Below are 12,958 nucleotides of genomic sequence, written 5' to 3'. Positions count from 1 at the left end.
ACGACGGTATGACAACCCGCCGGATTGGTCGTTGACATAGCCGGAATTGGCCTGGACATCCGGGGTTGCCGATGTTTTCTGCGGGCGGTCAGACGATCGGGTAAAAGACCGGCGGATTTGCCCCCGGCCGTCACGGCAGCTCGGCGCCGTAGACGCGCTTGAGGACGTCGAGGTGCTGCCAGGTCTCCCCGACCCACACGCCGGGGACCGCTCGGACCGCCTCCAGCGTGCTCAGGAGGACGTCCCGCGAGGTCGCGTCGATCCCGCAGAGAAGGTCGTGACGGCCGAATCCGGTCACCACGTAGTTGACGCCGGGCAGCGCCGCGATCCGCGATGCCGCCGCGCCGATGTCGGAGGAGACCCGGACGCCCAGCCCGGCGAGTTCGCCGGAGCCGAGGGCCTGGGAGTCGACGATGCCCGTCACGTGGATGATCCCGGAGCGCATCAGGCGTACGGCGCGCGCCCGCGTCGCCGCCTGCGAGAGCCCCACGACCTCGGCCAGCCTCGTGTACGGGGTGCGGCCGTCATGGGTCAGCTCCCGCAGCAGCCGCCAGTCGATCTCGTCCAGCGACACGTCGGGCAGCTCGGTGACGACCGAGTGCGCGTCCTTGACCACGGTCGTCACGCGGAACACCTCGATGCCGCGGACGCCGGGCAGCGCGCGCACCGCGTCGACCTCCTGGACGAGCGCAGCGTCGTCGCGTACGCGCAGCTCCGCGACCACGGGGTGCGCCCCCGCGGCCAGGGCCGCGAACCACGCGGCGGCGCGCCGGGAGACGGCCTCGGCGACCTGTCGCGCCGGGCCGTCGACGTCGATGGCCAGGTGACCGATCGCTCCGGTCCCGACCACCGACGCGTGCACGATTCCCACCACACGCACGATCCCCGAATCGAGGAGGTGCTGTACGCGCGTGCGCACGGCCGTGCGGGACAGCCCTACACGGTCGGCGAGCGCCTGGAAGGTGGCCCTCCCATCCCGCTGCAGCTCGCGTACGAGCACGGCGTCGACCGCATCGAGCACGGGGTTCCTCCTGGGGATGTATGGTCCTGCAGTTGTTTGCATGATCATTTCATTAGTGACGTGTTCGTCGCGAAAACGAAGCGTTGTTCGTGTTTGTTCGCTGAAGGACCACGAATGTGTCGGTGAGGCGCGTGGTCGGTGCCGAATTCGGCGCGTGGCACGATCCGACGGCATGGCAACGTCCGGGATCATCTCGCCAGTACTCGCGTACCAGTTCCGCCGGTATTCGCGCGACGCTCGTCACACGCGCGCCGGGCGGGTGCGCTCGGCGACGTCCGATCTCGTCATATGCAGGGGGCGATGGAAGCGTCCACTGGTTCGCCACGGCCCGGGGCGGCGTGGCACGCAGGACTCTGAACTGCATCAATGCCTCTCAGCGGGGGGTGCGGGCCCGCGCACCCGGCCACCGGCCCGGGGGCGGCGCCGGATCCGCAAAGTGCGGTGGGACAGCTCAGACGTCAAGTGTTCCATGGGTAAATGACGGATGGTCAATGCCCCTGGCAGGAAAGTTTCCGGCCGGGAACGCCGTGGAAGCCGGGCGCACAGGCCACCCCGAGCCAATGCGCCGGCGGACCCCCGCGATCCTCGACCGGCACGTACCCGGCCACACGCACCTGAACGGCACCCCACGGCGCCGGAGACCCATGCCGCGCTCCCGAAGATCCTCAGTGGCCTGCGCGCCCGGAAACGGCGTCTCGTCAAGGTGTCCGAGCTCCTCGGCACCCACCGACCGGCCGCGCTCCTCGGTACTCACCGACCCGCCGAACTCATCAGCACTCATTGCAGCTTCCCAATCCCCATTGAACCGGGCACTGCCGGGTATCCCCGACAATGGACGGCGGCCTCCCTCGTGCCGATGATCCCCGAGCTCCGGACGGTGTAGAAGAACGTGCGCCTGCTGAACGGTGAGCGACCGGCCCATGACCTGACCTACAACGACGTCTTCATGGTCCCCCGACGCTCGGACGTCGGGTCCCGTCTCGACGTCGACCTGTCGACCGCGGACGGCAGCGGTACGACGATCCCCATCGTCGTCGCGAACATGACGGCGGTCTCCGGCCGACGCATGGCCGAGACGATCGCCCGGCGCGGCGGCCTGGCGGTCATCCCCCAGGACATCCCCCTCGACGTGGTCGCCGACGTGGTCCGCTGGGTGAAGACCCGCCACCTCATCGTCGACACCGCCATCAAGCTCGGCCCGGGCGACACGATCGGCGCCGCCCTCGGCCTGCTGCACAAGCGGGCGCACGGCGCGGTCGTGGTGGTCGAGGACGACCGCCCGGTCGGTGTCGTCACCGAGGGCGACTGCATGGGCGTCGACCGGTTCACCCAGCTCCGCGAGGTGATGTCGCGCGACGTCCTCTCGCTCCCCGACGACATCGACCCGCAGAAGGCGTTCGACACGCTGCACGCCCGCGGCTACCGGCTCGCCCCGGTCGTCGACGGGCAGGGCCTGCTCGTGGGCGTGCTCACCCGTACCGGTGCGCTGCGCGCCACGCTGTACCAGCCCGCCGTCGACGCGGACGACCGGCTGCGCGTCGCCGTCGCCCTCGGCGTCAACGGCGACATCGAGGAGAAGGCCGGCGCGCTGCTCGACGCCGGCGCGGACCTCCTGGTCATCGACACCGCGCACGGGCACCAGGAGAAGATGCTCGGCGCGCTGCGGCGCGTCCGCGCGCTCGACCCGCGGGTCCCGATCGTGGCCGGCAACGTCGTGACCGCCGAGGGCGTCCGCGACCTCGTCGAGGCGGGCGCCGACATCGTGAAGGTCGGCGTCGGCCCCGGCGCGATGTGCACCACCCGGATGATGACGGGCGTGGGACGCCCGCAGTTCTCCGCGGTCCTGGAGTGCGCCGCCGAGGCGCGCCGGCTCGGCCGGCACATCTGGGCCGACGGCGGCGTGCGCCACCCGCGCGACGTGGCCCTCGCGCTCGCCGCGGGCGCCGCCAACGTCATGATCGGCTCGTGGTTCGCCGGGACGTACGAGTCCCCCGGCGACGTCCAGCGCGCCGCCGACGGACGGCTGTACAAGGAGAGCTTCGGCATGGCCTCCGCCCGCGCCGTCCGGCTCCGCACCGCCGACGACTCCCCCTTCGAGCGCGCCCGCAAGGCGCTGTTCGAGGAGGGCATCTCGACGTCGCGGATGTACATCGACCCGCAGTCCCCCGGCGTCGAGGACCTGCTCGACACGATCATCGCGGGCCTGCGCAGCGCCTGCACCTACGCGGGCGCCCGAACGCTGGAGGAACTCCACGAGTACGCCGTGGTCGGCGTGCAGAGCTCCTCGGGCTACGCGGAGGGCAAGCCGCTCCACGCCAGCTGGTGATCCGCCGATCCCCGTACGCGGCCCGGGCATCGGCCTCCGGCGTCAGGGCATGCCCGTGATGGGTGGATCATAGATGTGATGTCTAGGCGAGGACGGTGACATGCCCCGCATCGAGGGGTTCGAGGCCTACCGCATGACGATGCCTCACGGCCGGCGGCCGGAGAGCATCATCGTGCGGGTCTGCGACCAGGACGGCGCCACCGGCTGGGGCGAGGTCGCGGGGTCCGACGCCTGCTGGGCCGACATCGAGGAGCGCGTCGGCCCGGCGCTCCTCGGCCTCGACTGGGAGCTGCCGGAGGAGGTCGTGGGCGTCGGCGGCCTCGGCGGCCCCACGGCCGCCTCCGCCATCGACATCGCCTGCTGGGACCTGTGGTGCCGCCGGCATGGCACCCCGCTGGCGCACGCCCTCGGCGGCACCCGCACCTCGATCGTGGCCGGTGCCCGGCTGACCGCCGAACCGATGCTGGACGTGCTGCTGACCCGCGTGAACCGGCTGGTCAGCGCCGGCTACGCCCGCGTCACGCTGGCCGTGCAGCCCGGCTGGGACATCGAGCCCGTGCGCGCCGTGCGCCAGGCGTTCCCCGCGCTGGCCCTGCAGGCCGACGCCGGGGAGTCCTACACGGAGGACGCGGCGCACCTGGCCGCCCTGGAGGCGCTGGACGCGTACGGGCTCCTTGCGATCGAGCGGCCGTTCGCCGGCGCCGAGCTGGCCGCCCACGCCCGCCTGCAGCGCGTGATCGAGACCCCGGTCTGCCTGGACCCCGCCGACCTGGACACGGTCGACGCGGCGATCGCGCTGGGCGCGGGCCGGATGCTCGGCCTGCGGATCTCACGCCTCGGCGGCCTCACCGCGGCCCGCAGCGCCCACGACCGCGCCCTGGCGTCCGGCTGGGACGCCTGGTGCGGCGGCGCGGCGGGCTTCGGCATCGGTCAGGCGGCGGCCGTCGCGCTGGCCGCGCTACCCGGCTGCGACCTGCCCAGCGACGTCAGCGAGACCCCGTCCCAGACCGCCGTCGTCTCCCCGCCGGTCCGCGCCCACGGCGGCGTCGTCGCCGTCCCCCTCACCCAGCCGGGCCTCGGCCACGACATCGACCACGACCTGGTCACCCGCCTCTCCCGCCGAACCCTCCGAATCCCCGCCTGACGGTCACAGCGGCGGGCGAGGCGATGGTCCCTGGTAATCGCTGTCGCTGGAGAGCGGCGTTCGCCAGTGGGAACCTCCGAAGCCGGCTTAGAGGACGTCGCTGAGGAACTGGCGGAGTCTCGGGCTGTCCGGGGACTCGAAGATCTTGTCCGGGGGGCCCGTCTCTACCGCGACGCCCTGGTCGAGGAAGGCGACGACGTCGGAGGCCTCGCGGGCGAAGCCCATCTCATGCGTGACGACGACCATCGTCATGCCCTGCCGCGACAGGTCGGCCATCAGGCTCAGGACGCCCTTGACCAGCTCGGGGTCGAGGGCCGAGGTCGCCTCGTCGAACAGCATCACCTGCGGCCGCATGGCCAGCGCGCGGGCGATCGCCACCCGCTGTTGCTGGCCGCCGGACAGGTGGCCCGGCCGGGAGCCGGCCTTGTCGGCGAGCCCGACGAGCTCCAGTTGGTCGCGGGCGACCTGCTCGGCCTCGTCGGCGGACAGCTTGCGGATCCGGCGCAGCGGGAGCATGAGGTTGCGCAGGACGTTCATGTGCGGGAACAGGTTGAACTGCTGGAAGACCATGCCGACCTGCTGCCGCAGCCCATCCGGGTCGCGGTCGAGCACGCTGACGCCGTCGAGGAGGATGTCGCCTTTGTCGGGTTCGATCAGCCGGTTGATCGTCCGTAGGAAGGTCGACTTCCCCGAGCCCGAGGGGCCGATGACGCAGGCGGTCTCGCCCTTGCCGACGTCGAGGTCGACGCCGCGCAGCACCCGGTTGTTCCCGAAGGCCAGGTGGATGTCGCGGGTGGCGAGACTGACGGAGGAGAACGTCTCCTGCTGCTCTTCGGTCACTTGGTGCCCTCACTCGTCGCGGGAAGCGGGGTCTCGCCGGCCATCAGAAGCGTCTCGTCGGCGTCGGGCGGGCCGGTCCTCGTACGGCGGCCCTGGCGGAGGCGGTGGTCGACGAAGTTCACGAAGTGGGTCAGCGGCACCGTGAGCACCAGGTAGACGATGCCGGCCAGCAGCAGCGCCGACTCGTTGCCGGTGTTCGCGGCGGCGTCCTGCCCGATCCGGAACAGCTCGCGCTGACCGGCCGCCAGCCCGAGGAAGTAGACCAGGCTCGAGTCCTTGATCAGCGCGATCAGCTGGTTGACCCAGGCGGGCAGCACCCGCCGGATGCCCTGCGGGATGATCACCAGCACCAGGGCGGCCGAGTGGGAGAACCCCAGCGCGCGGGCCCCCTCGACCTGGCCGGGGTCGACGCTCTGGATCCCGGACCGGAAGATCTCACCGATGTAGGCGGTCGCGATGAGCGACAGGGCGAGGATGCCCAGTGGGTACGGGTTGGGTCCCCAGACCTTCATCCCGATCTGCGACAGGCCCACGCCGATCAGCAGGATGGTGACCACGGCGGGCAGGCCGCGGAAGATGTCGGTGTAGACGCGCGCGGGCCATCGGAGCCAGCGGTGCCGGGAGATGCCGGCCATGGCCAGCAGCATCCCGAGGACCGTGCCGATCAGCGCCGAGATGGCCGAGAGGATCAGCGTGTTCGGCAGGCCCGTCTTGAGCATGTCGGGCAGGGCCTGCCGCATGGACTGCCAGTTGAAGAAGGTGTCCCACAACGTGCTCAGCTGGTCCATCGGCCCTCTCTCATCGGCCCGCGCGCGTCAGTGTTCGGTCGGCCGGTCAGGACGACGGCGACGCGGCGGGCGCGCCCGACGCCTGGACCGGCGGGAAGGTCACCGTGCCGCTGCCCGGCTTGAACTCCTGGGGCACCTGGCGGCCGGGGTAGTACTCCTCCTGCAGCTTGGTCCAGGTGCCGTCCTTGATGACCTCGTCGAGGCCCTTGTTGAGCGCCTCGAGCAGCTTCGGGTTGTCCTTGGCGACCGCGAACGCCATCGGCGTCGACCCGAGCTGCTTCGCCGCGGCCACGACCTTGCCGCCGCTGTCCTTGGCGGTCTTCTCGCCGATCTCGGCCGGGGCGATCCAGGCGTCGGCGGTCTTGCTCTTCAGCTGGTTGAGCGCGCCGTTGTAGTCGGGCACCCGGACCGGGTTGAGTCCCTGCTTGGTGGCGTAGTCGTCCTGGACCGTTCCCTGGACGACGACCACGCGCTTGCCCTTGAGCTGGTCGAAGCCCTTGATGGGCGAGCCGGCCGGCACGTCGAGGCCGAAGTAGCCGAAGTCGTAGCCGTTGGTGAACGCGACGGTCTTCTTACGGGCCTCGGTGATGGTGATCGAGGAGCTGCCGACGTCGTACTTGTGGGTGGCGACCTGGGACAGCAGGGCCGAGAAGTCGGTGCCGGCGAACTGCACCTTCAGCCCGATCTTGGCGGCGACCGCGGTCAGCAGGTCGTTGTCGTAGCCGGTGAACTTGCCGTTCTTCAGGTAGACGTTCGGCGGCGCGTCGGTCAGCGTGGCCGTGCGCAGGACGCCCGGCTGGATCAGCTTGTACGGGTTGTCGGCGGACGCCTTCGAGCCGCCTCCCCCGCACGCCGCCAGGGCACTGGCGGCGACGACGGCGACGGCGGTGGTTGCGAGAGCTCGCAACGGACGCATGGGGGGTTCTCCTCTTGGGGGCGTTATGCGCGTGTGTGCCCGCGTCATTGGGTGCCGCGACGCGGAAGCGGCGGAAGGACGTCGGCAGGACGGCCCGACGATCGGCTCGGGTCTGGTCCCGAGCCTGCGAAGGCGCCCGGTCAGTGCGTGACGGGGCGGCCGAAGCACGGCCGACAGCTCATCGACGTGACGCGGAGCAGGTCGATGTGCCTGCGCGTCACGAGGAAGCTGTTCATGCGGTTAATCCTGCCGATTCGACCGGGATAGCGTCAAATCGACGATGCGCCGCGCACCGACCCGCCGACCTGCGGCGTCGCCGGAAACGGGGCTCCCGGGCGCGACCGAGATCACCCTTGTCGTTCCGAGCAACCGCTTGGTACACAGGGCGGGATGGACACGTTCGCGCGCTTACTGCTCGACCGGGCCGGTGACGACCGCACCGGACTGCTGTTCGAGGAGGAGCGGTACACATGGGCCGACGTCCTGCGGCAGAGCCGCCGCCGCGCCGCGCTCGCCCACGCCCTGCTCGGAGGAGATCGACCGCCGCACATCGGCGTGCTGCTGGACAACGTCCCGGAGTACCTGTTCTGGCTCGGCGGGGCGGCCCTGGCCGGCTCGGTCGTCGTCGGCGTCAATCCGACCCGGCGGGGCGCGGAGCTCGCCCACGACGTCCGGCACACCGACTGCCGGTTCATTGTCACCGACACCGCCCACGCCCCGCTGCTCGACGGCCTGGACACCGGCGTGCCACCGGAGCGGGTGCTGCTCGTCGACGGCCCCGCCTACGCGGAGCGGCTCGCCGCGACAGGGCCGGCGCCGGCGGTCGAACCGAGCGCCCGCGATCCCCTCCTCCTGCTGTTCACCTCCGGATCGACCGGCGCGCCGAAGGCGGTCGTGTGCGGTCAGGGCCGGCTCGCCGCGATCGGCCGGCAGGCCCCGGCCTTCGACATCACGGCCGACTCGGTGACGTACGCCGCGATGCCCATGTTCCACGGCAACACCCTCATGGCGAACATCGCGCTGGCGACCGCCGCGGGCGCGACCATCGCGCTGCGCCGCAGGTTCTCCGCGTCCGGCTTCCTGCCCGACGTACGCCGCTTCGGGGTCACCTACTTCAACTACGTCGGCCGCGCGCTCGCGTACGTCCTGGCCACTCCGGAGCGCGACGACGACGCCGACAACCCGCTGCGCGTGGCGTTCGGCACCGAGGCGTCCGCCCGGGACATGGCCAGGTTCGCCGGGCGGTTCGGCTGCCGGCTGATCGAGTCGTACGGTTCGAGCGAGGGCGCGATCTCCATCCGCAAGACCCCCGACAGCCCGCCGGACGCGCTCGGCCGGGCGTCCGGCGGCGCGGACGTCGCCGTCGCGGACCCGGCGACCGGCGAGGAGTGTCCCCGCGCGCGCTTCGGCCCGGACGGCCGGCTGCGCAATCCCGACGAGGCGATCGGGGAGATCGTCGGCCGGGGCGTCGCCTTCGAGGGCTACTACCGGAACCCCGCCGCCGAGGCCGAGCGGCTGCGCGGCGGCGTGTTCTGGAGCGGTGACCTCGGTTACCGCGACGCGGACGGGTTCTTCTACTTCGCTGGCCGGGCCGGCGACCGGCTCCGCGTGGACGGCGAGAACTTCGCGGCCGCTCCGGTGGAGCGGATCCTGTCCCGCTGGCCGTCCGTGGTGATGTGCGCGGTCTACCCGGTGCCCGATCCTCGTACGGGCGACCAGGTGATGGCGGCTCTGGAGCTGGACGTCCCGTTCTCGCCGGAGGCGTTCGCGAGGTTCCTGGCGGAACAGCCGGACCTCGGCACGAAGTGGGCGCCGAGGTTCGTCCGGATCGTCCCATCGATGCCGCTCACCGCCACCAACAAGGTCGACAAGCGGCCGCTGCGCCGGGAGGCGTGGCGGGGCGGCGCGGTCTGGTGGCGCCCCGGCCGGGACCTGCGGTACGAACGGCTGACCGGCGACGCCCGGCGGTCCCTGGAGGACCAGGCCGCCGCCCACGGCCGCCGGATCTGACCGGAAGACGGCCGCCGTCTGTCGCCGACCTCAGCCCCAGGTCAGGAACCGGTAGTGCAGCCCGGTCGACGACTCCTGCCACGCCCCGACGGAGTCCGGGGAGCGCCCCACGTCGGGCGCGTGCGTGTCGCCGTCGAACGACTCCCGGATCTCGGTGACCACGATCCGGTCCGCGACCGGCAGCGCCGCCCGATACACCGCCGTGCCGCCGATCACCCACACGTCCCCGGACACCGCGGCGAGCGCCTGTGACAGGTCGGGGAACGTGTCCACGCCCTCCTGCGGCGTGCGCGACAGCACGAGATTGCGCCTGCCCGGCAGCGGCCGGAACCGCGGTGGCAGCGACTCCCAGGTGCGGCGGCCCATGAGCACGGCCGCGCCCGCGGTCAGGGAGCGGAAGTGCTTCTGGTCCTCCGGCAGGTGCCACGGCAGCGTGCCGTCGCGGCCGATGACGCCGTTCGCCGACTGCGCCCAGACGAGCCCGATCACACCGCCACCGGCGCCTTGATGCCCGGATGCGGGTCGTAGCCGTCGAGCGTGATGTGCTCGTAGGTGTAGTCGAACAGGCTGTCCGCCGGCTTCAGGCTCAGCGTGGGGAACGGCCGCGCCTCGCGCGTGAGCTGCGTGCGGACCTGGTCCTCATGGTTGTCGTAGATGTGACAGTCGCCGCCGGTCCAGACGAAGTCACCGACGTCGAGGCCCACCTGCTCGGCGATCATGTGCGTCAGCAGCGCGTAGCTCGCGATGTTGAACGGCACGCCGAGGAACAGGTCCGCACTGCGCTGGTACAGCTGGCAGGAGAGCCTGCCGTCGGCGACGTAGAACTGGAAGAACGCGTGGCACGGCGGCAGCGCCATCCGCGGGATGTCGGCGACGTTCCACGCGGACACGATGATCCGCCGGGAGTCGGGGTTCTCGCGCAGCGTGCGCAGCACCTCGCTGATCTGGTCGACGTGGCCGCCGTCCGGGGTCGGCCACGACCGCCACTGCACGCCGTAGACCGGGCCGAGATCACCGTCCGGCGCCGCCCACTCGTCCCAGATCGTGACGCCGTTCTCGCGCAGCCACGTGACGTTCGCGTCACCGCGCAGGAACCACAGCAGCTCGTACGCGATCGAGCGGAAGTGGACCTTCTTCGTCGTGATCAGCGGGAAGCCGTCGGCCAGCCGGTAGCGCAGCTGGTGACCGAAGATCGACCGCGTGCCCGTTCCGGTGCGGTCCTCCTTGCGGGCACCCGTGTCGAGCACGTGGCGGAGCAGGTCTTCGTACTGCGTGTCCGGCATGCTCACGAGCCTAGACGAGTGGTCGCATCACTCGCGCCCCAGGCGAAGCGGCGCCCACCGGAAGGAGCCCCGTCGCCCGGCGCCGGTGAACGGCTACGCCGACTTCTCCGGGCGCTCCGCCCCGTCGTACGGGTGCTCGCGCGGCACCAGCGTGGGGTTGACGTTCCGCAGGACCGTCTCACGGGTGACCACGACCTTGGCGACGTCGTCCCGGCCCGGCACCTCGTACATGACGTTGAGGAGGACCTCCTCGCAGATCGCGCGCAGGGCCCGGGCGCCGGTGCGGCGCAGCAGGGCCTGGTCGGCGATCGCGTCGACGGCGTCGTCGGTGAACTCCAGCTCGACGCCGTCCATCGCGAACAGCTCGCGGTACTGCCGGAGCAGGGCGTTGCGCGGCTCGGTGAGGATGCGGACGAGCGCCGCGCGGTCCAGCGGCTCGACGGCCGACAGCACCGGGAGCCGGCCGACGAACTCCGGGATAAGCCCGAACTCCCGCAGGTCCTGCGGCATCACCCGGGCGGAGGAGTCCTCCCGGTCCTCGGCGCCGAACGCGGCGCCGAACCCGGCCGCCCGGCGGCCGGCCCGCCGCTCGATGATCCGCTCCAGGCCGGCGAACGCGCCACCGCAGATGAACAGCACGTCGGTCGTGTCGATCTGGACGAACTCCTGTTGGGGATGCTTGCGGCCGCCCTCCGGCGGAACGCTCGCGACCGTGCCCTCGAGAATCTTCAGCAGCGCCTGCTGGACGCCCTCCCCGGAGACGTCCCGCGTGATGGACGGGTTGTCGGCCTTGCGGGCGAGCTTGTCGATCTCGTCGATGTAGACGATCCCGGTCTCGGCCCGCCGGACGTCGTGGTCGGCGGCCCGCAACAGCGCGACCAGGATGTTCTCGACGTCCTCTCCGACGTAGCCGGCCTCGGTCAGCGAGGTCGCGTCGGCGATCGCGAACGGCACGTCGAGGAGCCGGGCCAGGGTCTGGGCCAGGTGCGTCTTGCCGGAGCCGGTCGGCCCGATCAGGAGGACGTTGGACTTGCCGACCTCGACGGCGTCCCGCCGGTCCGTACTGCGGCCGGGCCGCGCCCGCAGGCGCTTGTAGTGGTTGTACACGGCCACCGCGAGGATCTTCTTCGCCTCGTCCTGGCCGACGACGTACCGATCGAGGAAGGCGTGGATCTCACGGGGCTTCGGCGGCGCGCCCGCGGCGGCCGGACCGTCCTCGTCGTCCTCGATGAGCTCGTTGCAGATCGCCACGCACTCGTCGCAGATGTAGACGCCCGCCGGGCCCGCGATCAGCCTTCGCACCCGCCGTTGGCTCTTGCCACAGAATGTGCAGGTCAGCGGGTCGCCGTCGGCCTCGGTGCGGGTCATCGACAACGTCTCCTCACGAGTCCGCCAGTGCCGGATGACGAGACCATATGATCTCATCATCTGGAGGCGACGGTATCTTCTACCGCCACGTACGGCAATCCGGCGATCGGGGGACGATGATCCGGCTCACCAGGGCGGAGGCCCAGGAGCGCAACCGCGCCCGGGTCCTGGCCGCCGCCCGGGCGGAGTTCACCGAGTGCGGATACCGCGACGCCAAGGTCGACCACATCGCCGAGCGCGCGGGTCTGACCCGCGGCGCCGTCTACTCCAACTTCCCCGGCAAGCGGGCCCTGTACTTCTCGGTGCTGGCCGAGGACGCCGAGCGGGCGGCCCCGGCGCCCGCTCCGGCGACGGCCGGCACGGCGCGGGAGGCGCTCGCGGCGTTCGCCCGCGCCTGGGTCGGCCGGTTGCCCCTCGTCACCGACGAGGCGGACGGCCGGCGGATCGGCCGGGAGGTGCTGCCCGAGATCCTCGCCGATGACGCGGCCCGGGAGCCGTTCGCCCAGTTGATGAGGCTGGACGCGATCCTGCTCGGGCTGGCCCTGGAGCGGCTGCGCCCGGCAGGCGCGCCGCCCGTCCGCCTCGTCCGCGTCGCGGAGGCCGCGCTCACGATCCTGCACGGCGCGAGCCAGATGAGCGCCGCCGCGCCCGGCCTCCTCGAGCCCTTCGACCTCGTGACCGTCTGCGCGAGCCTGGCCGACCTCGATCTGGGGGGTGGGTGGCCGCCGGTGCCACCGGTCCCGCCCGCCCGGCCCGCCGACGACCCGTGGGACCCGCCCGACGCCGTCGACGCGGTGCGGGCGGCGCCCGTCCGGCCGGCCGGCGACGGCGTCGTGGCGATCCTCGGCCTGCGCCGTCTCGAGGCCGTGGAGGAGGCCGTCCGGGCCGCTCCGCCCGGCACCGGGGTCACCGCCGCCGTCGTCACCGGCGACCCCGGTGAGCTGGCGCCGCTGGCCAGGCTGGCCGTCGCCGACCTGTGCGACTGCCTCCGCCGGGCGTTCCCGCCGTCGGCGTGGCCGGGCCTGCGCGTCGTCCACGACCCGGCGGGGACCCTGGCCGCCGCGGCCGGGCTGCCCACGGTGAGCGACGTGACCGAGACGGCCGTCCGCGTCGAGGCCGGCCGGATCGTCGCCCGCGCCGACGGCCGGGGCGCCTGCCACGCCGCCGCCTCGGCGCCGTCCGGCCCGAAGCGGGCGCCCTCCGGCGAGCGACCCTGATGGCGGGACCCCGGATGGCCGGACGGCGCGGCCGGCCGGGCAGGA

At 72.1% G+C, this 12,958-nt stretch carries 12 protein-coding genes; 4 read left to right on the top strand and 8 right to left on the bottom strand.

Features of this window, described 5'->3' with window-relative positions; all coding sequences use genetic code 11:
- Positions 1-130: 130 nt before the first annotated feature.
- Entirely contained in the window at positions 131-1,021 is an 891-nt protein-coding gene (locus AB0L00_RS25685) for an Lrp/AsnC family transcriptional regulator (RefSeq protein WP_345357797.1), read from the bottom strand.
- Positions 1,022-1,910: 889 nt separating this feature from the next.
- On the opposite strand from AB0L00_RS25685, the gene AB0L00_RS25680 reads away from it, so the two are divergent.
- Positions 1,911-3,347, top strand: coding sequence for a GuaB1 family IMP dehydrogenase-related protein (locus tag AB0L00_RS25680; protein WP_345357794.1), 1,437 nt, complete (start codon positions 1,911-1,913; stop codon positions 3,345-3,347).
- A gap of 100 nt (positions 3,348-3,447) precedes the next feature.
- Positions 3,448-4,491, top strand: coding sequence for an enolase C-terminal domain-like protein (locus AB0L00_RS25675; protein WP_364438912.1), 1,044 nt, complete (start codon positions 3,448-3,450; stop codon positions 4,489-4,491).
- Positions 4,492-4,578: 87 nt separating this feature from the next.
- On the opposite strand, the gene AB0L00_RS25670 is transcribed toward AB0L00_RS25675, so the two are convergent.
- From AB0L00_RS25670 to AB0L00_RS25655, 4 genes are all read right to left on the bottom strand, one after another.
- The gene (locus AB0L00_RS25670; RefSeq protein ID WP_364438909.1) at positions 4,579-5,331 is read right to left on the bottom strand and encodes an amino acid ABC transporter ATP-binding protein; all 753 of its coding nucleotides are present in this window, start codon (positions 5,329-5,331) and stop codon (positions 4,579-4,581) included.
- Positions 5,328-6,119: an amino acid ABC transporter permease gene (locus AB0L00_RS25665; RefSeq protein ID WP_364438906.1), complete on the bottom strand. Its 792-nt coding sequence runs from the start codon at positions 6,117-6,119 to the stop codon at positions 5,328-5,330. The genes AB0L00_RS25670 and AB0L00_RS25665 overlap by 4 nt, the downstream gene beginning before the upstream one ends.
- 46 nt (positions 6,120-6,165) lie before the next feature.
- Complete coding sequence (locus AB0L00_RS25660; protein WP_364438903.1) at positions 6,166-7,035, bottom strand: ABC transporter substrate-binding protein; 870 nt, start codon at positions 7,033-7,035, stop codon at positions 6,166-6,168.
- A gap of 140 nt (positions 7,036-7,175) precedes the next feature.
- The gene (locus AB0L00_RS25655; RefSeq protein ID WP_345357779.1) at positions 7,176-7,271 is read right to left on the bottom strand and encodes a putative leader peptide; all 96 of its coding nucleotides are present in this window, start codon (positions 7,269-7,271) and stop codon (positions 7,176-7,178) included.
- Positions 7,272-7,425: 154 nt separating this feature from the next.
- Between AB0L00_RS25655 and AB0L00_RS25650 the strand changes: the two genes are divergently transcribed.
- Positions 7,426-9,045, top strand: a complete 1,620-nt coding sequence (locus AB0L00_RS25650) for an AMP-binding protein (protein WP_364438900.1) — start codon at positions 7,426-7,428, stop codon at positions 9,043-9,045.
- A gap of 30 nt (positions 9,046-9,075) precedes the next feature.
- Here AB0L00_RS25650 and AB0L00_RS25645 read toward each other — a convergent pair whose 3' ends face one another.
- The 3 genes from AB0L00_RS25645 to clpX form a co-directional block, all read right to left on the bottom strand.
- Entirely contained in the window at positions 9,076-9,534 is a 459-nt protein-coding gene (locus AB0L00_RS25645) for a dihydrofolate reductase (protein ID WP_364438898.1), read from the bottom strand.
- Positions 9,531-10,328 (bottom strand): thymidylate synthase, encoded by a 798-nt coding sequence (locus AB0L00_RS25640; RefSeq protein ID WP_364438895.1) that lies wholly within the window; start codon positions 10,326-10,328, stop codon positions 9,531-9,533. Before AB0L00_RS25640 ends, AB0L00_RS25645 begins: the two co-directional genes overlap by 4 nt.
- A gap of 93 nt (positions 10,329-10,421) precedes the next feature.
- Entirely contained in the window at positions 10,422-11,696 is a 1,275-nt protein-coding gene (gene clpX / locus AB0L00_RS25635; RefSeq protein ID WP_364438893.1) for an ATP-dependent Clp protease ATP-binding subunit ClpX, read from the bottom strand.
- Positions 11,697-11,812: 116 nt separating this feature from the next.
- Here clpX and AB0L00_RS25630 point away from each other — a divergent pair, with 116 nt between their 5' ends.
- A complete protein-coding gene (locus AB0L00_RS25630) occupies positions 11,813-12,913 on the top strand; it encodes a TetR/AcrR family transcriptional regulator (RefSeq protein ID WP_364439004.1) in 1,101 nt (366 codons plus the stop codon).
- Positions 12,914-12,958: the final 45 nt, after the last annotated feature.

The sequence above is a fragment of the Actinoallomurus sp. NPDC052308 genome (assembly GCF_040679195.1).
GTDB classification, from domain to species: Bacteria; Actinomycetota; Actinomycetes; order Streptosporangiales; family Streptosporangiaceae; genus Actinoallomurus; species Actinoallomurus liliacearum.
The sequence above is the reverse complement of the archived record's forward strand: the minus strand, read 5'-3'. Positions and strand labels throughout refer to the sequence as shown.